The organism is Serratia sp. AR11 (genome assembly GCF_056376275.1).
Window position 1 is genome coordinate 3,602,312 of record NZ_CM150739.1, and the last position, 20,806, is coordinate 3,623,117.

18 protein-coding genes are annotated in these 20,806 nt (G+C 50.5%); 8 read left to right on the forward strand and 10 right to left on the reverse strand.

The genetic code is table 11. The features are described 5' to 3' along the window. Positions 1-15 precede the first annotated feature (15 nt). The 3 genes from ACSOSI_RS17030 to ACSOSI_RS17040 all read left to right on the forward strand — a co-directional run bounded on the left by ACSOSI_RS17030 (position 16) and on the right by ACSOSI_RS17040 (position 3,227). On the forward strand, positions 16-906 hold the full coding sequence (locus ACSOSI_RS17030) for an oxidoreductase (RefSeq protein WP_476705842.1): 891 nt from the start codon (positions 16-18) through the stop codon (positions 904-906). Between the two features lie 283 nt (positions 907-1,189). Next, positions 1,190-2,167 carry a DUF1852 domain-containing protein gene (locus ACSOSI_RS17035; protein WP_218217047.1) on the forward strand — a complete coding sequence of 326 codons (978 nt, stop codon included), beginning with the start codon at positions 1,190-1,192 and terminating at the stop codon, positions 2,165-2,167. A 28-nt stretch (positions 2,168-2,195) separates the two neighbouring features. After that, positions 2,196-3,227, forward strand: coding sequence for a methionine synthase (locus ACSOSI_RS17040; RefSeq protein ID WP_026142445.1), 1,032 nt, complete (start codon positions 2,196-2,198; stop codon positions 3,225-3,227). 68 nt (positions 3,228-3,295) lie between these two features. Here ACSOSI_RS17040 and ACSOSI_RS17045 read toward each other — a convergent pair whose 3' ends face one another. After that, positions 3,296-3,907, reverse strand: a complete 612-nt coding sequence (locus ACSOSI_RS17045; RefSeq protein WP_476705843.1) for an NAD(P)H oxidoreductase — start codon at positions 3,905-3,907, stop codon at positions 3,296-3,298. A 101-nt stretch (positions 3,908-4,008) separates the two neighbouring features. On the opposite strand from ACSOSI_RS17045, the gene ACSOSI_RS17050 reads away from it, so the two are divergent. From ACSOSI_RS17050 to ACSOSI_RS17060, 3 genes are all read left to right on the forward strand, one after another. After that, complete coding sequence (locus tag ACSOSI_RS17050; RefSeq protein WP_261137142.1) at positions 4,009-4,932, forward strand: LysR family transcriptional regulator; 924 nt, start codon at positions 4,009-4,011, stop codon at positions 4,930-4,932. Between the two features lie 303 nt (positions 4,933-5,235). Continuing rightward, on the forward strand, positions 5,236-6,531 hold the full coding sequence (gene tcuC, locus ACSOSI_RS17055; RefSeq protein ID WP_476705844.1) for a tricarballylate/proton symporter TcuC: 1,296 nt from the start codon (positions 5,236-5,238) through the stop codon (positions 6,529-6,531). Positions 6,532-6,546: 15 nt separating this feature from the next. Continuing rightward, the gene (locus ACSOSI_RS17060; protein WP_476705845.1) at positions 6,547-7,353 is read left to right on the forward strand and encodes a substrate-binding domain-containing protein; all 807 of its coding nucleotides are present in this window, start codon (positions 6,547-6,549) and stop codon (positions 7,351-7,353) included. Here ACSOSI_RS17060 and psrA read toward each other — a convergent pair. The 3 genes from psrA to ACSOSI_RS17075 all read right to left on the reverse strand — a co-directional run bounded on the left by psrA (position 7,328) and on the right by ACSOSI_RS17075 (position 10,185). Further along, complete coding sequence (gene psrA / locus ACSOSI_RS17065; RefSeq protein WP_012145899.1) at positions 7,328-8,227, reverse strand: L-proline-binding transcription factor PsrA; 900 nt, start codon at positions 8,225-8,227, stop codon at positions 7,328-7,330. The genes ACSOSI_RS17060 and psrA overlap by 26 nt on opposite strands. A gap of 95 nt (positions 8,228-8,322) precedes the next feature. Then, a complete protein-coding gene (locus tag ACSOSI_RS17070) occupies positions 8,323-9,342 on the reverse strand; it encodes an NADP-dependent oxidoreductase (RefSeq protein ID WP_476705846.1) in 1,020 nt (339 codons plus the stop codon). A 60-nt stretch (positions 9,343-9,402) separates the two neighbouring features. Next, on the reverse strand, positions 9,403-10,185 hold the full coding sequence (locus ACSOSI_RS17075) for an SDR family NAD(P)-dependent oxidoreductase (RefSeq protein WP_476705847.1): 783 nt from the start codon (positions 10,183-10,185) through the stop codon (positions 9,403-9,405). A gap of 185 nt (positions 10,186-10,370) precedes the next feature. Between ACSOSI_RS17075 and ACSOSI_RS17080 the strand changes: the two genes are divergently transcribed. Then, positions 10,371-10,931 carry a TetR/AcrR family transcriptional regulator gene (locus tag ACSOSI_RS17080; protein ID WP_026142447.1) on the forward strand — a complete coding sequence of 187 codons (561 nt, stop codon included), beginning with the start codon at positions 10,371-10,373 and terminating at the stop codon, positions 10,929-10,931. A gap of 8 nt (positions 10,932-10,939) precedes the next feature. Here the strand turns inward: ACSOSI_RS17080 and ACSOSI_RS17085 are convergent, their stop codons facing one another. From ACSOSI_RS17085 to ACSOSI_RS17110, 6 genes are all read right to left on the reverse strand, one after another. After that, entirely contained in the window at positions 10,940-12,319 is a 1,380-nt protein-coding gene (locus tag ACSOSI_RS17085; protein ID WP_017893405.1) for a sodium:solute symporter family protein, read from the reverse strand. Between the two features lie 101 nt (positions 12,320-12,420). Then, positions 12,421-13,347: a carbamate kinase gene (gene arcC, locus ACSOSI_RS17090; protein ID WP_218216791.1), complete on the reverse strand. Its 927-nt coding sequence runs from the start codon at positions 13,345-13,347 to the stop codon at positions 12,421-12,423. Between the two features lie 72 nt (positions 13,348-13,419). Beyond that, positions 13,420-14,235: a dimethylarginine dimethylaminohydrolase family protein gene (locus ACSOSI_RS17095; protein ID WP_476707277.1), complete on the reverse strand. Its 816-nt coding sequence runs from the start codon at positions 14,233-14,235 to the stop codon at positions 13,420-13,422. Between the two features lie 130 nt (positions 14,236-14,365). Further along, positions 14,366-15,814 carry an APC family permease gene (locus ACSOSI_RS17100; protein WP_012145905.1) on the reverse strand — a complete coding sequence of 483 codons (1,449 nt, stop codon included), beginning with the start codon at positions 15,812-15,814 and terminating at the stop codon, positions 14,366-14,368. 108 nt (positions 15,815-15,922) lie between these two features. Beyond that, positions 15,923-16,861 (reverse strand): ornithine carbamoyltransferase, encoded by a 939-nt coding sequence (gene argF, locus ACSOSI_RS17105; protein WP_017893408.1) that lies wholly within the window; start codon positions 16,859-16,861, stop codon positions 15,923-15,925. A 208-nt stretch (positions 16,862-17,069) separates the two neighbouring features. After that, on the reverse strand, positions 17,070-17,963 hold the full coding sequence (locus ACSOSI_RS17110; protein WP_476705848.1) for a LysR family transcriptional regulator: 894 nt from the start codon (positions 17,961-17,963) through the stop codon (positions 17,070-17,072). A gap of 620 nt (positions 17,964-18,583) precedes the next feature. Between ACSOSI_RS17110 and katG the strand changes: the two genes are divergently transcribed. Then, positions 18,584-20,782, forward strand: coding sequence for a catalase/peroxidase HPI (gene katG / locus ACSOSI_RS17115; protein ID WP_476705849.1), 2,199 nt, complete (start codon positions 18,584-18,586; stop codon positions 20,780-20,782). The last annotated feature ends 24 nt before the right edge of the window (positions 20,783-20,806 follow it).

Here is a 20,806-nt window from a genome sequence, read left to right on the forward strand (position 1 = left end):
ACAGGAGGACTTGAAATGCCTGACTCCCCTACTATTGCTCTGATTGGTCCCGGTGCGATTGGTACTACTATCGCTGCTGCATTGCACGAAGTAGACCGCACGCCACTACTTTGCGGGCGCACCGCGCACCCACAATTAATTCTTCGTTACGATGAAGGTGAAGTGGTGGTTCCTGGTCCGGTATTGAGCAGGCCGCCGACCAGCACCCAACCCTTCGATCTGGTCTTTGTGGCGGTGAAAACGACCCAGGTGGCTGAGAGCGCCCATTGGCTTGCCGCGTTATGCAATGAAAACACTGTCGTGTGTGCGCTGCAAAACGGCGTCGAACAGAAAACTCTGTTGGAACCCTATGTTAACGGAGCAACGGTACTGCCTTCGGTCGTATGGTTCCCGGCACAGCGCGAACCAGATTCCTCTGTCCGCCTGCGGGCTAAACCGCGTTTGACACTCCCGGATGTGCCGCAGGTAAAACGGGTCGTTGATGCGCTCAGCGGTAGCCGCTGCAGCGTTGAGTTGTCATCCGATTTCCTCTCGATCGCCTGGCGCAAACTATTGCAGAATGCGGTCGCGGGCCTGATGGTTCTTGCAAACCGCCGTGCGGGAATGTTCTCACGCGGGGATATCACGAAACTGGCACTGGCTTATCTGCATGAATGTCTGTCTGTCGCACGAGCCGAAGGTGCGGTACTTAGCGATAACGTTCCCCAGGAGATCGTTGACGGTTTTCATCGTGCGCCTGCGGACTTGGGTACCTCCATTCTCGCCGATCGCCAGGCCAATCGCCCGCTGGAATGGGAGATACGCAACGGCGTCGTGCAGCGTTATGGCCATGCGCAGGGTATTCCTACCCCCATTAGTGACATCCTGGTTCCTTTGTTGGCAGCAGGAAGCGAGGGGCCGGGTTGAAGCGCTAAACACCAACGGCGTTTGTAGGGGGCGTTTCTCAAAGCTTTTTGACCCGTCACTGCCCCCACTATCGACACTTCCCCCCTCCATACCCCAGATCATGAAGATACCTCATGTGGTAATGAAATTAAGTCGCTTTCACTCATTCCGTGGCTCTGGCATAAAAGATGCAATGTTAACTTACTGACAACATGAAGACTGACGAATGAGAAACCCAGTAGTTTCTGGTAAATCAAAAAGTTAGATTCAGTTTTCATACCAGAAATCAGGGTGCAAGATCACGATGAACAAAGATTTTACATTTACTATCAAGAGCAGTAGTTTCGATGAAAACTATAACCCTTCCGAAAATACGCGCATCACGACCAATTTTGCCAATTTGGCCAGAGGCAAGAACCGTCAGGAGAACCTGCGCAATACTCTGGTGATGATTGACAATCGTTTCAATACCCTGGCGCATTGGGATAACCCCAAAGGCGATCGCTATTCTGTCGAACTTGAAATCATTTCTGTTGAGATGAATATTAAAAACAATGACCATAGCTTCCCCGTCATTGAGATATTAAAAACCAACATTATTGATAAAAAAACCAACAAACGTACTGAGGGTATCGTAGGGAATAATTTCTCTTCTTACGTGCGAGATTATGACTTCAGTGTGTTGCTGTTAGAGCACAATAATAACCAAGCCGGATTTAGCATTCCAGATGACTTTGGCAACTTGCACGGGAATATATTTAAATATTTCGTCAACTCAAATGAGTACAGAGATAACTTTAAAAAATCACCGGTAATATGCTTAAGTGTTTCAAGTAAAGACACCTATTACCAGACTGGGAATCAGCATCCTGTATTAGGCATTGAATACCAGCAAAACGATTCTTCTTTGACTGAAAAGTACTTCAGCAAGATGGGCTTGCAGGTTCGCTATTTTATGCCGAAAAATAGCGTTGCGCCTTTGGCCTTTTATTTTTCTGGTGATTTACTTAGTGATTACACCGATCTTGAACTTATCAGTACCATCAGCACGATGGAGACTTTCCAAAAGATTTACCGCCCTGAGATTTACAATGCAAACTCTGCAGCCGGACAATACTATCAGCCGGCCCTGAATCACCAGGATCATTCATTAACAAAAATTGTTTATGACCGTGAAGAGCGTAGCCAGTTGGCCATTGAGCAGGGGAAATTTACTGAAGAACACTTTATCAAACCCTATAAGACTATTTTTGAGCAATGGTCTGCTCACTGCGCGCTTTGATTAACCAAAAAATAAAAGGTCATCCATTTTGAAAATATTATTACCTACTTCGACTGCCGGCAGCTTACCCAAGCCTTCCTGGCTGGCACAACCAGAGACACTTTGGTCACCCTGGAAACTGCAGGATGAGGAACTGATTGAGGGTAAACAAGATGCCCTGCGCTTGTCCCTGGAAGATCAGCAACGGGCAGGCATTGATATTGTCAGTGATGGCGAACAAACGCGCCAACACTTTGTCACGACCTTTATTGAGCACCTGAGCGGCGTTGATTTTGAAAAACGGCAGACGGTCAGAATTCGTAATCGCTATGATGCCAGTGTACCCACTGTCGTCGGTGCGGTGGCCCGTCAAAAGCCAGTGTTTGTTGAAGACGCCCGTTTTTTACGTCAGCTAACCAAGCAGCCGATTAAATGGGCCCTGCCAGGCCCAATGACGATGATAGATACGCTTTATGATAGCCACTATAAAAGCCGCGAAAAACTGGCCTGGGAATTCGCTAAAATTCTCAACCAGGAAGCCCGAGAGTTAGAGGCGGCCGGTGTCGATATTATCCAGTTTGATGAGCCGGCATTTAATGTTTTCTTTGATGAAGTGAATGATTGGGGGATCGCCGCTTTAGAAAGAGCCATCGAAGGGCTTAAATGTGAAACGGCCGTACATATCTGCTATGGATATGGCATCAAAGCCAATACCGATTGGAAAAAGACGCTGGGGTCAGAGTGGCGGCAATATGAAGAAGCTTTCCCCAAACTGCAGACATCCAATATCGATATAATCTCACTGGAATGTCATAACTCGCATGTTCCAATGGACTTGCTTGAACTGATCCGCGGTAAAAAAGTGATGGTAGGTGCCATTGATGTGGCAACCAATGCCATAGAAACACCGGAGGAAGTCGCCAATACTTTACGCAAGGCACTGCAGTTTGTTGACGCCGACAAGCTCTACCCTTCAACCAACTGCGGCATGGCCCCGTTGTCTCGTCGGGTAGCCACAGGCAAGCTCAATGCGTTAAGCGCAGGCGCTGAGATCATCCGCAGAGAACTCGCCGCTAAATAACCCCACCAAATTAGAAAAGCAGACTTCTCCGGAAGTCTGCTTTTGGTATTTTAGCCAGGCGTTAGTGCTCAGGCTTCACTGGTTGCTCTCAGAGAACTGACAACCTCACGCGCTTCGGCGAATAGTTTTTGGTAGTGGGCCTCGCCGTCGGTGATCCCCTCCTCCACGCCAATCGTGTTATAGAGAAAATCGATCCTTCCATCCTCCACACCCAGATAGGCCATGCTGCCATTAATGTAATCGGTCATGTTCTTTTCCCAGCCGTACTTAATGAATCCTGACTGTGAACCGCCCACCAAAGCCAGCCAGCGGATCTTTTTATCCTTCAGGCCACTCCCTGCGCCGTAGGCCAGACCATAGTTCCAGACGCGTTCCAGATAACCCTTAAGCATTGCCGGAAAGGCATACCACCATACGGGGAACACCAGAACCAGTGTGTCCTTATCCTCCAGCTCATTGAAAAGCCGATGCACTTCTTCAGAATAGGTTTTCTGCGGATTATCCCAGTCCGGCTCATCTTCCACCCTGAGTATCGGATCAAAATGGCTGCGGTAGAGATCAAGGCTGGAAACATTGTAGCCCTGACACGCCGCCTCGCTCTGCATCTCACCCACCACCTGCGCGGTTAAAGAATCGGGACGCGGATGGGCCCAGATAAAGTAAATATTATTTAATTTCATATAATTACCATAATTCTCCGTGAAAGAACTATTACTTTACGGCCGCAGGATAGTTGTGTAAAACGTAGTATTTGAGATGGGTTATTGAGGAAAATTCACTAATGCAGCCGAACTTTTCAGACTTTGCTTCGTTTATTGCCGTCGCACGCTACAAAAGTTTTCGGGAGGCGGGTGATGAGCTGGGGTTATCCCCCTCCGCCATGAGTCATTCCATCAAGCAGCTGGAGCAGAGATTAAAGGTCCGTTTATTTAATCGCACCACTCGCAGCGTGGCACTGACTGAAGCGGGATTAACCCTTTTTGAACGGCTGCGCCCGGTGTTTGATGAATTCAATACCATACTCGACGAAATGAATTGCTTTCGCGATGCCCCGATGGGCACTCTCAAAATCAATACTTCACGCCTGGCCTCACGTCTTTTTCTATTGCCGATAATCGCCGGATTTAGCCGCAAATATCCGGACATAAAAGTGGAGATCACCACCGATGACAAGCTGGTGGACATTGTCCGACAGGAGTTCGATGCCGGGATCCGCCTGAATAACCGGGTAGAAAAAGACATGATTACCGTCCCTATCGGGCCGAAAATCAAACTGGTGGTGGTCGCCACGCCTGAATACCTTAAGCATCATCCCGCACCGACGCATCCGTGCGAGCTGATTCATCACCAAAGCGTCATTTTTCGTTTCCAGAGCGGCCGTCCGTATCTCTGGGAATTTGAAAACCCATCAGGGAAACTTGAAGTGGCTCCGGTTGGAAATATCATGCTCGACGATATGGATTCAGCGCTTGAGGCGGTTCTGTGCGGAGCCGGGCTGGGCTATCTCTATTACGAACAGGTGAAAGAACATCTGCAAAGCGGCAAGCTCGCCAAGGTCCTGGACGATTGGCTCCCCGAACGCCCATCCCTGCAACTCTATTATCCTAATCGCCAATATATGTCCGGCCCATTACGCGCTTTTATTGACTACATGAAAGAGACGCAGAGATCGGCTGAAAATAGTCATCAGGAGAATCAAATCTGATCGCGGCAGTGAGTTTGCCAACCAGTAAACTTCCCCACGATCTCCCTTTCAGCGTTCTCCGCCCTTTTCCCTGTATGAGGCTTGTCACAAAACGCGCATGAAGTTTTAGCGTCCAGCGAACATGTCGGCACAGGGGAATCATTGTTAACGACCCGTTACAGCCTATCGCATTCAATTGTTAACGTTGATTCATGCGGCAAACGCATCAGCTGATGCGTTTATTGCGCTTATTTACTTTATTGACCTGATCCAGTCTGCAGAAACAGGCGCAGTAAAAGCGTCAATGACAAACTGGAGATTAAGATGCATTCCTCTAACGCCCCCATGACCCGCCGGGCCAGAATCAGCGCGATACTGCGAGTTACCTCTGGCAACTTTCTGGAGCAGTTTGATTTTTTCCTGTTCGGGTTCTATGCCACCTACATCGCCCATACCTTTTTTCCGGCCAGCAGTGAATTTGCCTCGCTGATGATGACCTTCGCGGTCTTTGGCGCGGGCTTTTTGATGCGTCCTATCGGTGCAATCGTGTTGGGTGCGTACATTGATAAAGTCGGCAGACGTAAAGGGCTGATTGTTACCCTGTTGATCATGGCCGCCGGGACTTTCCTGATTGTACTCATTCCGTCCTATCAGACGATCGGGATCTGGGCGCCGTTGCTGGTGCTGGGGGGCCGTTTATTGCAAGGCTTTTCAGCCGGTGCTGAACTGGGTGGCGTATCCGTTTACCTGGCCGAAATTGCCACCCCTGGCCGTAAAGGCTTTTACACCAGTTGGCAGTCTGGCAGCCAGCAAGTAGCCATTATGGTGGCTGCGGCGATGGGTTTCGCCCTGAATGCCGTCATGGAAGAAAGCGCCATTCGCGAATGGGGTTGGCGTCTGCCTTTCCTGTTCGGTTGCCTGATTGTCCCTTTCATCTTTTTCCTGCGCCGCAAACTGGAAGAGACCCAGGAGTTTAACGCCCGTCGCAACCACCTGGCGATGCGCGAGGTGTTTAAAACCCTCTTGGCGAACTGGCAGGTGGTTATTGCCGGCATGCTGATGGTCGCCATGACCACCACCGCGTTTTATTTGATCACCGTGTATACACCGACGTTCGGTAAAAAAGTGCTGATGCTAAGCGCCTCTGACAGCCTGCTGGTGACCTTGCTGGTAGCGATATCCAACTTCCTCTGGCTGCCGGTTGGGGGCGCTCTGTCAGACCGCTTTGGTCGTAAACCTGTCCTGATTACCATGGCCCTGCTGGCACTGGTTACTGCGTATCCGGCACTTGGCCTGCTTGCTGAAGCCCCCAGTTTCTCCATGATGCTCACGGTGCTGTTATGGCTCTCCTTCATCTATGGGCTCTACAACGGTGCCATGATCCCGGCGTTAACCGAGATCATGCCGACGGAGGTCCGGGTTGCCGGTTTCTCACTGGCCTACAGCCTGGCGACCGCTGTCTTTGGCGGATTTACACCGGTCATTTCTACCGCACTGATCGAGTACACCGGCGATAAGGCATCCCCCGGCTACTGGATGAGTTTTGCTGCGCTATGTGCATTGCTGGCGACGTTCTATCTGTACCGTCGCAGCCCATTATCTTTACAAACAGCCGCTTAAATCAGGGATTGCGTCATGCAAAAAATCTATCGTTCATTGCTCGCCACGTTGATGATTTTCTCTGTCAGCACGGGAGTACAAGCTAAAGAAGTGACCGTCATGATTTCAGGTGGCTTTAAAGCCGCACTGGAAAAACTGGCGCCACAGTTTGAAGCAAAGAGTGGCGACAAAATCATTTTGGTGTCCGGCCCCTCGATGGGCAATACGCCCCAGGCGATCCCAGCACGTCTGGCTCGCGGCGAAAATGCCGACGTGGTGATTATGGTGGGCGATGCGCTGAAAAAGCTGGAAAAAGATAACTGGATACAGCCGGGTTCGCGCGTGGAACTGGCCGACTCGCCGATTGGCATGGTGGTCAAACAAGGTGACCCTAAACCCAATATCAAAAATGATGCAGAGCTGCGTAATACCCTGCTGCAGGCTAAATCCATTGCCTATTCTGACAGTGCTAGCGGCAGATATGTCAGCAGCCAGCTGTTCCAAAAACTGGGTATTGAAGACCAGGTGAAGGAGAAAGCGCATAAGGTTGAACGCATTCCGGTAGTATCCGAGGTGGCAAAAGGAAAATATGCGCTAGGTTTCCAGCAGGTCAGTGAACTGCTCCCTGTCCCGGGCGTAACCTTTATTGGCGAACTGCCTGACAATGTCCAGTACATTACCCGTTTTGCCGGTGCGGTCACCGCCAAAGCCGAACACCGTCAGGAAGGCAAAGCGCTACTGGATTTCCTGTCCTCCTCGCAGGCGCAAAAAACCATTCACACCACCGGGATGAGAACCGTGAAGGCTGAACAACCGGCTAGGCAGAGTGATACTGTTCAGTAATCAATTTTTCCAACTCAGCGGCAAGATAGGATTGCATACGTCCGCTGCGCCTGATCAGGCCAACGGTACGCTTTACAACCGGCTCGGTCAGCGGCAGGTGAGTCAGCACCGAATGATCTGATCCCGGCATAGACATAGCGGGTACGGCGGCAATGCCGATACCCGCCTCAACCATGCCCAGCAGGGTCGTCACATGGCGGGTTTCGCAGAGGCTGGGACGCTCAGGGATGATATGCGCCAGCATCTGATCGAGCAGATTGCGGTTGCCGGAGGTTTTATCCAGCCCCACATAATCCTGCTGATAAAACTCGCGCCAGGTCAGGCTTTTTTTAGTGGCCAGAGGGTGATCGCGCCTGCAGGCGGCCACATAAACATCCCCAATCAACGGCAAAAATTCGATATTGGGTTGCAGGTTTCTCGCAAAACAGATGCCGAAGTCAGCCTGGCCACTGGTAACCGCTTCGATGACATTGCCTGCACTGCTATCGATAAGCTTAACGCGCACTCGTGGATAGCGAGCCTGGAAGCGGCGAATCACGTCGGGCATGAAGTAGTAGGCCGCTGAAGGCACCGTGGCGACGGTGACCAGGCCCGTTCTGTCCTGACTGACTTTATTGATATCTGCTAATACCAACTCAACGTTCATCAATAGTTGATCTGAACGCTCGGCGAAGGTCTGTCCATAAAGGGTTAGCGTGACACGTCTGGTGGTTCTATCGAACAGCTTAATGCCCAGCGCGGATTCCAGCTTCTCTATCCTGCGGCTCAATGCTGACTGAGAAAGGCAGATGGACTCCGCGGCAAGCCGAAAATTGCCGTATTCAACCAACGCGCGGAAGGCGTAGAGATCGTTGAGATCAAAATTCACGGGCATAGTGACAGGCAATCCTTTCAGCAGCGGCAAGGGTTTAAAGGAAAGATGATAGCCACTTATCCGACAACGGCAACACGGCAGCATAGAATAAGGAATTAATCCTGCATCTTGATAACCACTTTTCCCTTTGCATGCCCCTGGGCAAGGTAGGCAAGAGCCTCCTTTGTTTGAGCAAAGGGGAATACCTTGTCGATCACGGGTTTGATTTGTTCGGTTTCTACCAGTTTACCTATCTGGCTGAGTTGATCACCTTCTGGCCGAACGAATAGAAACGTATAGGTTAAGCCCCGCTTTTTTGAAAGACGCATAATATTGCGGCTCATAAGCCTGAAGATAAAAGTCAGAAAGAAATTTAACCCTCTAGCCCGCGCAAATTTGACATCTAACGGCCCGACGAGAGAAACAATACTTCCTCCAGGCTTAAGGATCTGGGTGGATTTTTCAATCGTATCTCCCCTGGTGGTGCCAAGTACCACATCATAGCCAGCCAATACTTTTTCGAACTCTTCTTTTTTATAGTCAACGACTTCGTCAGCCCCCAGGCTCCTCACCCATTCGATATTGCCCGTACTGGTTGTCGTCCCCACGGTTGCGCCCAATTGCTTCGCCAGTTGGATAGCAAAGGTGCCTATCCCTCCAGAACCTGCCGGGATGAAAACCTTCTGACCAGGCCGTAGCCTGACACGCTCGGTCAGAGCTTGCCAGGACGTGAGGCTAACCATAGGGAGCGAAGCCGCCTGCACAAAATCCAGATTTGCCGGCTTTATAGCCGCAGCGCTCTCAGGCACCACGGCAAATTCGGCAAGAGACCCCGTTCCCGTATCGAAGATGCTGGCGAAGGTTTCATCGCCTGGGGAAAAACGAGTCACGCGACTTCCCACGGCAATAACAACCCCAGACAGATCGCTACCCAATGTTGCGGGAAGCTTAAAATGCAGAACCGGCTTAAATATTCCGGTTGGGATCACATTGTCGATTGGATTTAGGCCCACAGCGTAAACTTTAACCAAGACTTCATTAGCCTTGAGCGAAGGATAATCTACGTTATCAAACCCTAATTCAGGAGATTTACCGTAACGCTTAAACGTGAAGGCTTTCATCGTCTTATTATTCATTTATTTTTCCCCTGCCGTGCAGGCAGCTGAACGATTGTTCTGAGCAGGACCCTTTATTGTCTAAAGGGTTTTATATCGCTCTGCGGCTTCATCTTGTTTGATATCCGATAGCAGGGCCTGACGCGCAGCATCGAGGTTGTCCCAACGTGCGGCATTCTGCAAAGGTGGGATGGTAACGAGTTCACGCCGATCAAACCCAACCAGGGCTGCATCAACCAATTCGCCCACTTCCATCATTTGGGGCAAAGTGTTGGTGTCGATACCTGCACGTTGCCAAATTTCCGTATAAGTCCCGGCAGGGAGCACCGCCTGAACATAAACCCCCTTCTGCGACAGCTCAATATTCATGCCCTGAGACAGGAACAGGACAAAGGCTTTGGTTGCGCCATAAACCGACATTGCAAATTCAGGGGCGAGCCCGACGACGGAACTGATGTTGACGATAGCGCCCTCGCCAGCCAGCACAAACCGTGGCGTCACAGCATTAGCCAGTCGGGTTAAAGCCGTTACATTAAGCGCGATAAGCTGCTCAATCGAATCAGACGTCTGCTCTATAAAGCTGCCCGACTGCGCGATACCCGCGTTATTGATAAGAATGCCTATCCGCGTGTCATCACGTAAACGAGCTTCAACAGCCGCTAAATCATCCGCTTGCGTGAGGTCAGCAGGCAAAACGTCGACGGCAATACCCCTTTCTTGTCTCAACTGCTCGGCGAGGCTATCAAGTTTTGTCTTGTCGCGGGCGACCAGAACCAGGTCATGGCCCCGGCGTGCGAACCGTTCAGCATATACGGCGCCAATGCCTGTGGAAGCGCCTGTAATCAGAACTGTTGGTTTGGTCATGAAATACCCTTCTTTATCAATGAGTAAATAAAATTCGCAAACTGCGATGTCTGTAGAACCCTGATAGTGGTGGCTAACGGGATCATCTCAATGATGATGATCATAATCTAAAAAGTCAATCCGTTTGATTACGATCATCATCAATGTATACTTACGACATGAGTTTTAGGAGAAGAGGCAGAGCAATGAGGGTTTCTAAAGAGCAGGTTCGTGCAAACCGAATACGTATTGTTGAAACAGCTTCAGCGTTGTTTCGTGAGCGAGGCTATGACGGCGTGGGTGTAGCAGAGCTGATGTCTGCGGCAGGTTTAACTCATGGCGGGTTCTATAAGCACTTTGCTTCCAAGGCTGATTTGATGGCGGAGGCGATGAGCTGTGGTTTTACGCAATCCGCAGAAAATACGGCGGGTGTGAACCGGGAACAATTTGTTGAAAACTATCTCTCCCGCCAGCATCGTGATGATATGGGCAAGGGTTGTGTGATGTCGGCACTAGGTACTGATACGGCGCGCCAATCTGAATCGATTAAGGCGACGTTTGCGGCTGGCATTGAACGTCAGCTGGCTCTGTTAGCCAATGAAAATGGCGAAGGTGACTTAACGCGTGCCGACCTGATCGATACCATCGCACATCTTGTCGGTGCTCTGGTGCTGTCCCGCGCCTGCCCTGATGACTCCGCGCTGGCAGATGAGATTTTGGACGTTTGCCGCTCCCGAATTCTCAGTAAGGAAGCCCACGAGAATTGAGTTTCCGATTAATTCTGCGGGGTTGGTGCCCGAAAATCAGGCCATAACAGGCTTATTGTCACGAAGGTCACCAGATTCGCCAACAGCCCGTAATAGGTCACACTGTTAGCCTGCATTCCGTATCTGGCCATAAAATAGATGATGATGACAGCACTGGACACCATTGCCGATATCGCCCCGGTGGTTGAAGACCTTTGCCAACAAATGGCTCCAATCAGGGGGACCAACAGCACGCCAACCAGAATGGTATAAGCGACAGTCAGCGCAGTAATAACATCGCCAATCAAACTGGCGATGATCAGTATAGTGAAACCAAAGGCCAGGGTTGCGCAGCGATCTGTTTTAATTGAACATTTTTCTTTCTTGAATAAAGCGGCATAAATATCATAAACAAACAGGGTTGAGGTCGCCATCATGCAGGCGCTGGCTGTAGACATGAGTGCCGCGAGTGAAGCAGCAATGACAATCCCCCGAAGGCCTACGGGAAGCACCGTCTGTACGGCGCTCATGAATACGGCATCCGGGTTGCCAATATCGGGCAAAAACACCCGACAACTCATGCCGATAACTGCACCCATCACGCCCCAGACAATACAATAAACCCCGGCGACGAAGCCTCCCCAGCGAGCAACGCCGGCACTTCGTGCGGTAAACATGCGTTGCCAGATATCCTGCCCGATAAACATTCCCAGGCAGTAGATTAAAAAATAAGTAACGATATTCGGTAAGCCAATATTGTTCAGAGAGAAGAAACCCTCGGGTAAAATATCCTGCATATTTTGCCAACCACCGGCATGAATAATACTGGCAGGCATTAAGATAAAAAGTATTCCGACCGTCATCATAATAAACTGAAAAATATCAGTCATGGTTAATGACCACATCCCCCCCAGAAAAACATAAATAACCACCACCCCGCCACCGATCCAAATGGCATACAGAAAGGGGATGCCCAACAAAACCTCGATAATGCTGCCTATGGCGATAATGGAAGTAACCGCAACCATTAGGTCATAGACCATCATAATAGCCGCTCCCAACAAACGAACACGGGGACGATAACGGATCGCCAGAACCTGAGTTACGGTGTGCAAATTGAGTTTCAACAACGGGGTAACCAGAAACAAGCTCAGACCAATGAGCCCCATTCCCAGGCTGGTTGCCAGCCATAACCCAGAGATACCATATTGATAGCCAAGTCCCATGCTGCCCATGGTTGCCGCACCGCCAAGCACCGTCGTGGCCATAGTCCCGGTGAACATCAACGGCGCGAGACGCCTGCCCGCCACGGCATAATCATCTCGCGTTTTTGCGCGCTTCCAGCCCAGCCACCCCACGCCTAACACCAATAACAAGTAAAGCCCAATGAGGGAGAGATCAATAACCACAATTGTCTCCTTTGCCATGTCGCTTTGGCTGATGGCCCGGAATAGCCGCGGTGCCAATATCTGGTACACCCATGTGTAATCAACGAGCTTTAAGGTGCTCGTCAGTGAAACGCCACGCCATCAATATCTTTATTGATCAAGGTTCCCGCCCGTCCATCGACCATATCAACAATGTCCTCCAGCGATCCGATCACTGCCGATCTGCCGCTATTGATAGAAAACTCACACGTAGCCTGGATCTTGGGCCACATTGAACCTGCCGGAAAATCCATTTCAAGCAGTGCGTGTGGATTAGCGGCTTTAATTGCTTTGCTGTCCGCCGTGCCAAAATCAGTGAAAACTCTGCTGACGTCGGTCGCGATAATCAGTAAGTCAACATCCAGCTGCTGAGCCATTAGGCTGCAGCAACGATCTTTGTCTATAACGGCCTCCAGCCCACGGCTTTGCGAACTGAGGATGGTGACCGGGATACCGCCACCGCCGCCGGCAATAACAATCACATCATTGTTTACCAGCGTGCGTAATGTCTCAATTTCGACGATCGCCAATGGCTGTGGGCTGGGAACAACGCGGCGGTAATATTTACCATCTGGTTTTATTATCCAGCCTTTTTCCTGCATTAATTTTTTGGCCTGTTCTTCGTTATAAACCGGCCCAATAAATTTATTGGGTTGTTTGACTGCAGGATCGTTGATATCAACCTCTACCTGAGTCAGCAAACAGGCAACCTGCCTGCCGGGCATATGATTACGTAGCTCCTGCTCCAGCATGTAACCAATCATCCCCTGGCTTTCCGCGCCCAAAACATCAAAAGGATAGGGCTCAACTTTATCGGCGTAGGACTCAGACTGCAGTGCTAATAATCCTACCTGTGGCCCATTTCCATGGCTGATAATTATCTGGTGTTTGCCATCCAGACGGGAAATAGCTTCACAGGCTATAACGATATTTCTCCGCTGGTTTTCCGCAGTCATGGCTTCCCCACGTTTTAATAGCGCATTGCCGCCTAATGCTATAAGTATTCTCATAATTATCCTCTCCTGTTCCCTGACAGATAAGAAAGGGGAAGCCCTACCCTCCCCTTTAGATGGTTGACTATTTCATGCCCGTTCTAATGGGAAAGTCATGCAGTGAGGCCCACCGCCACCTTTGAGAATTTCCTCCAATTCAATTTCAATGGTTTTAATTCCCAAAGCAGCAAGTTGCTGGTTGGTCTCTTTATTATTTTTGAAGGTCAGTACCCGGTCATCACCCAATGCCTGCAAATTACAATGATGGCGGAATACCCCCTGTTGCGGAACATCAATCAGGGTGAATTTTCTTCTGGCAAGCAGATTTAAAAACTCATCGGGAAGCGCGGCTTTGCAAACGACCGCGACTTTCTCTGCAACAATATTAAAGCACATGTCCAGGTGAAGATTTTCACGTTTACAGAAGATAGGTACCATGGTGTAACCCAGTTCCCACATCTGGCGTTCAATGTTCTTGTAGCCGTCATAGTCCGTTCTTGCCACCACGCCCTGAGCAATAGTGTGCTCATCTATCATCCAGAAATCACCGCCCTCAAATGCCCCACTGGTACAGCGTGCAACGCAGGGGATACCAAGCTGTTTCATCTTGGCCTCATAAGTTGCCGTTTCCCCCTGCCGGCAAGGTTCGCGGAACCTCCCCATAATGAAGCCTTCCGCGACACAGGCACCGAAATCGCGCGCATAAACCTGATAAGGAAGGTCAGGATCAGGATCCATCAATACCACTTCAACGCCGTTTTCACGATAAGCCTGAACCAGCGCATCATGTTCGCGCCGAAATGCGCTAATATCGGCTGACTCGCCTTTTTCCAGCCAGTCTTCAGTAATGACATTAATAGGCTGGAATGAAAAATGTTTTGGTGGACATAATAAAACCTTCTTCAGTCTATTAGTTGCATTTTTACATAGCTTCTTTCCATTTTTAACCTCTTAATTATCTTTATTTCACAAGATACATTCAGGGTATTTTCATCGATATGAGTACAGAATTAATCCGAATGCCTATATTGAGTAGTCAGTCTTTTTTCACTATTTCGGTAGGAATATTTTCCAGTATCAATTTGGCCTGTTCTTCTCCGGAAACAGATTTATCCCGCAACAAATAGAGGATCATGCCAATCACCAGCAGCACACCCAATAGCAGATGCTCATAGGGCCACTTAAGCGACGCCGGGCTGCCAGGAACCAACATGGCCGCAGCCATAAGCAGAGTCACAATGGCCCCCACAGCCAGGGTGAATTTTCCTCCCGGAGTGGGAAGTGGGCGCGGAAGCTCAGGGCGCAATTTCCGCAGTCGCATCACGGAAAACAGCGTTGACCCCCACAAGACGATATAGGAAAAAGCGGCCACGGTGACCAGTGGGAGAAACACGGCTTTACCCAGCAGACAGGCAGAAGCGGCTATTAATGAAACGAAAAGGATGGCTACCGTTGGCGTATGGTAAACCGGGTGCAACCGGGAGAAAGCGGCCGGAATTAAACCCACCTGGCTCATATACATGAGTAAACGAGTTGCGCCATAAAAACAGGCGTTATAAACACCCACGACTCCGCAGCAAGCAGCCGCCGTTAATACCAACCCCCAAACTGGCGTACCTGTCACTATTTCTGCTGCATGAGCAAAGGGGATATCCATGGTCATCAGGCTTTGCCACGGCACAATGGCCGAAGGAACCAGCATGGTAATCAGATACATAAAGGTGGCGATGACCAGAGAGATAATCAAAGCGAGAGCAGTTTTTTTACGGCTTAGGCTGGCAGAGGCTTCTTCCGCCCCCTTGGCTATGGTTTCCCATCCGGCAATAGAAAATGGCAGGAGCGCCAGCAGAGCCACCACGCCGGCAAAGGTCGGTTTGCTCTGTAACGGGCTGAGATTTTCAAGGTTGATATAGAATGAACATGCAATCAGCGAGACGATAACCAGGGTTAAAACAGTCACTGTAATGACCGTCTGTAACGTTGATGAAAGTTTTACCCCCCGGTGCTGCATCATGCCGATCCCCGCGACAAGTAACAGCCCGATAATCAATAATGGAGCACTGACCGCAAACCCGCCGACCTCATAGAGAATCGCCGCACTCTTCATGGAAGGCAGCAGGTAGCCCAGCATGGTAGTGATCGCCAGCGCTTCCCAGGCGCATAAAATGATATTCACCAACACGCCGAACCATCCGGCAATCATCGCGGCAAAACTACCGAAGGCAAGGTAAGAATACGCAGCCTCTCCGCCTGCCAACGGAACCGCCGAGATGGCTTCCAGATAAGCCAGCGCCAGGGGAAGCTCAATGAGAAGGCAGAGCAAAATGGCCAGTGCCGCATTGGATGGGCCACCGGCGGTGCTTAGCCAGGTGCCGGTAAGTACCAACCAGGAAGCACCAAACACGCAGCCAATACCCATCCCCAAGAAACCATTGAAGGTAATGGCTTTTTTTAGATGTGTTTTATTCTCCACAGATTGGCTCATAACAAACTCCTTAGTGAAGTACGGATGGCGACTAAAAGTAGAAGTGATATCTGACGGCATTACGCGGAGGAGCCAGAATTTTGGCTCCCTCGCCTTTGAGCCGGAATGCTAGACCGCCGTAGCCACCATAACGGCCTTCACGGTGTGCATGCGGTTTTCACCCTGATCCCACACCACGGACTGTGGCCCTTCAATGACTTCGTCTGTCATATCTTCGCCACGGTAACCCGGCAGGCAATGCATGAAGACCGCCGTTTTACGCGCTTTCGCCATTGCCTGGGCGTTGATCTGGTACGGCATAAAGTCTTGAATGCGCTTTTCTTTCTGGGCTTCGTTTTCACCCATGCTGTGCCAGGTGTTGCCATATACCACATCAGCTCCACGCAGCGCCTCGTCGAAGTCCCGGGTCACGATGACTTTAGAACCGCTTTTCGCCGCGTGTTGCTGCGCACAGGCCAGAATTTCCGGTACGGGTTCGTACCCTTCAGGGGCAGCAACGTAAATATCCATTCCCATCATGCCGCAGCCGATCATCAGGGAATGACAGACGTTATAGACATCGCCGGCATAACAGACTTTTACCCCTTTCCATTCACCAAATTTTTCTTTAATGGTCAGAAGGTCGGCCAGCCCCTGGCAAGGATGTTCCAGCGCCGTTAACGCGTTAATCACCGGATTTTTCATGTATTGCGCAAACTCCTGAACAATTTCCTGTCCATAAGTTCGGATATACAAACCATCAAAATAGCGATCAATAATGCGTGCGGTATCTTTAATTGGCTCGCCACGGCTGAGTTGCATTTCATCCGGGCGCAGATAGATAGACTGAGCCCCCAGCGCCGTTGCGGCGGCATGGAAGGAATTACGGGTACGCGTAGATTTTTTTTCGAAAATCATGCCATAGGTACGCCCACGTAAATATTCATGTGGCTCACGCATAGTCCATTTGCGTTTTAAATCAGCTGCCAGCTCGACCAAATAACGGATCTCTTCCGCTGTATAATCCTGCATGGCAAGATAGTGTCTGGCGCGAAATTTATCTCTCATTTCATATCCCTCGATGTTTGGTAAAACGCCCATTTTACGGATAGCAGCATTCCAGCCACTGTACCCATCTGAATATTTACTGATGTGCCACTGAGCGTAAGACTGAAATACATTGCTAACAATAGATATAAAACAAAGCTGACTTTATAATTTATGAATGTTTAACCGGAAAGCGTTGTAATATAGATATGCATTATTTTTAGTAGGGTCATCCATGTTCCAGAAGAATGTCAGAAACCAGGGCTTCGAGTGCTTCATTATGCGGGCGACTTCGGTTAAGAATAAGGCAGTGATTCACCTCATAGCTTAATTCTTCAGATTTCAGCAAGTACATTTCCTGTTTATCGACCCACTGCTGAGCATAATGTTGCGGCAGATAACCAATGTGTGTCCCTGCCAAAACCAGTAAGGCGACAGCCTCCATCTGGTGGGCTGTGGCAGTGATTAGTGGTGGCATTACAGGCACCAAATCCGACGGCATCAGATAGCCACGCTTCACCCAACTGAAGCGCAGTAAGTCCTCGGAGGTTACCTTTGATGATAAATACAGCGGATGGTGCTTTCCGCAATAGATTGAAATTTTTTCACTGAAGAGATCGATATACTCAAGGTTTTCTAATCTGTGTCCAATATAAGATATCGCCGCATGCAGTTCGCCGCTGATAATTTCTTGTTCAAGTTCCGTTGGTGATTTAATAAAAACCTGCAGACTTACCTCATGATTACGCTGATAAAAACGTCTTATTGCCTCAACTACTTTTGCTTCGGGCAACGTCAATGTGCTGTCTAACAGCCCGATCATTAACTCGCCGCGTAACCGCCCTGAAAGGTTATGAACCTGTAAAACAAAAGCATCTAATTTGGCGAACAGTTGTTGTGTATAACACAGCACCTGTTCCCCTTCCGCTGTCAGACTGAATCCTTTTTTACCCCGTTCACAGAGGCGAAAGCCCAGACGCGTCTCCAGAGTCGACATACATGTACTGATGGCGGACTGGCTCATATTCAGCTGTGCCTGAGCGGCCGAGAATCCATTACACTGCACTATGGTCAAAAATATCTGTAACAATCGGATATCAACGTTATGAATATTACCAAGCATGACCCCTCCTTATATAATGAGTATAATTAACTCAATATTCAAACTCCTCTTTATTGGGTTCCAGAATTGGCTGAAAGCAAATTCCCTGGTTTCGATATTTATTATCAATGCATAGATTTATTTAGTGATAGTGGTGGGCAATGACTAATAAATTATTTTCATCCTGTTTAATCGGCAAGTCAAAAAATACATATATTCAAAGCTGATAGTTTAGACCCGTGCAGCAATTATAGGGGGAATAGCCTATAGATAGAGGACGAATGATTCCATTTGGCTGGCAGGTGATAATGCTATTTTTGACTATTCGATAAACCCGTCCGGCCTTATCACCATAAAGACCCTATCAATTAATACCATTTCAATAGTCATAGACTATTACAACATTCAACCATTCCTATTTTATCTATCTGCATCCACTGACTAAGCTTAGAACTGAGTGTCAGTGCGAGCCCCATCAGCGGTTGGCTAAGCCTCATTTCTTATTATTTAAAATCAGTTGATTAGACAAACCATTAGCGCAACACCCGACGCGAGCATTAGCCCGCGATATCAAGCTAACGGCTCCCCAGGGACTGCAGACAGGGCCTGGCGAGCGAACCTACAGAAGCAGAGAGCGCATCATGACAACTGAAAGCAAATGCCCATTTTCGGGTGGCGGTAAACCGAACACGCCACGCCGTGGCCCTTCGAATCAGGACTGGTGGCCCAACCAACTCAGCCTGAAGCCACTGCACCAGCACTCCTCCCTCTCCGACCCGATGGACCCCGACTTCGATTACGCCAAAGCTTTTAACAGTCTGGATCTGGCCGCCGTTAAACAAGATCTGCACGCCCTGATGACCGACTCACAAGAATGGTGGCCGGCAGACTTCGGCCACTATGGCGGCCTGTTCATTCGTATGGCCTGGCACAGCGCCGGGACTTATCGTATCGGCGATGGCCGTGGCGGCGCAGGTGAAGGCCAGCAACGTTTTGCACCGCTCAACAGCTGGCCAGACAACGTCAGCCTCGATAAGGCCCGACGTCTGCTGTGGCCAATCAAACAGAAATACGGCCGCAAAATCTCCTGGGCCGACCTGATTATCCTGACCGGTAACGTCGCACTCGAATCCATGGGCTTTAAAACCTTCGGCTATGCGGGCGGCCGCGCCGATACCTGGGAGCCGGATGACGTCTATTGGGGGTCGGAAAAAATCTGGCTGGAGCTGAGCGGCGGTCAGAATAGCCGCTACTCGGGCGATCGCGATTTGGAAGATCCGCTGGCAGCGGTGCAAATGGGCCTGATTTACGTTAACCCGGAAGGGCCGGACGGTAACCCGGATCCGGTCGCTGCCGCCCGTGACATTCGCGAGACCTTTGCCCGAATGGCGATGAATGATGAAGAAACCGTGGCGCTGATCGCCGGCGGCCACACCTTCGGTAAAACTCATGGCGCGGGCCCGGCCTCGCATGTGGGTGACGATCCGGAAACCGCAGGTCTCGAACGACAGGGCCTCGGCTGGCAGAGCAGTTTTGGTACCGGTAAAGGTAAGGACGCCATCACCAGCGGCCTGGAAGTCACCTGGACCACCACGCCGACCCAGTGGAACCACGACTTCTTCAGACACCTGTTCGAATACGAGTGGGAACTGACGCAAAGCCCGGCAGGTGCCCACCAGTGGGTGGCCAAAGACGTTGGCGAGACCATTCCCGATGCGTTCGATCCGGCGAAGAAACAGCGCCCAACCATGTTAACCACTGACCTGTCGCTGCGTTTCGATCCGGCATACGAAAAGATTTCGCGTCGCTTCTATGAACATCCTGACCAGCTCGCAGATGCTTTTTCCCGCGCCTGGTACAAGCTGACCCACCGCGATATGGGGCCACGCGCCCGCTATCTCGGCCCGGAAGTGCCAGCCGAAGAGCTGATTTGGCAGGATCCGATCCCGGCCGTCGATCATCAGTTGATCAACGATCAGGATATCGCCGATCTCAAAACCAGCATCCTGACTTCCGGTCTGCCGATCTCGGTACTGGTGTCCACCGCCTGGGCTTCAGCCTCCACTTTCCGCGGGTCCGACAAGCGTGGCGGTGCCAACGGTGCGCGCATTCGTCTGGCGCCGCAGAAGGATTGGGCAATCAACCAACCGGCGCAACTGGCGCAAACGCTGGCCAAGCTGGAAGATATCCAGCAGGCGTTCAATAATGCCCAGTCGGGCAACAAACGCGTCTCGCTGGCAGATTTAATCGTGCTGGCAGGTGCCGCGGCGGTCGAACAGGCGGCAGCCAACGCCGGTCATCCGGTAAGCGTGCCCTTCACTCCGGGCCGTATGGATGCCACGCAAGAACAGACCGACGTCGACTCCTTCGAAGCGATGGAGCCGGTTGCCGATGGTTTCCGTAACTACCTGGAGCGCCAGTTCAACATTCCGGCCGAAGCCTTGCTGGTCGACAAAGCACAATTGCTGACGCTGACGGCACCGGAAATGACGGTACTGGTGGGCGGGCTACGGGTGTTAAACGCCAACGTTGGCCAGAGCCAGCACGGCGTGCTGACCCAACGGCCGCAGACACTGAGCAACGACTTCTTCGTCAATCTGCTTGATATGGGCACCACCTGGAAAGCGGCAGGCGAAGATGGCGTGTTTGAAGGCCAGGATAGCCAAACCGGCGCACTCAAATGGACTGCAACCCGCGCCGATCTGATCTTCGGTTCACATTCCCAACTGCGCGCGCTGGCGGAAGTCTATGGCAGCTCGGATGCTCAGGCGAGTTTTGTATACGACTTTGTCGCCGCCTGGAATAAGGTAATGAACCTCGATCGTTTTGATCTGGCCTAAGTAATAACAGCATGAAGATCCCGG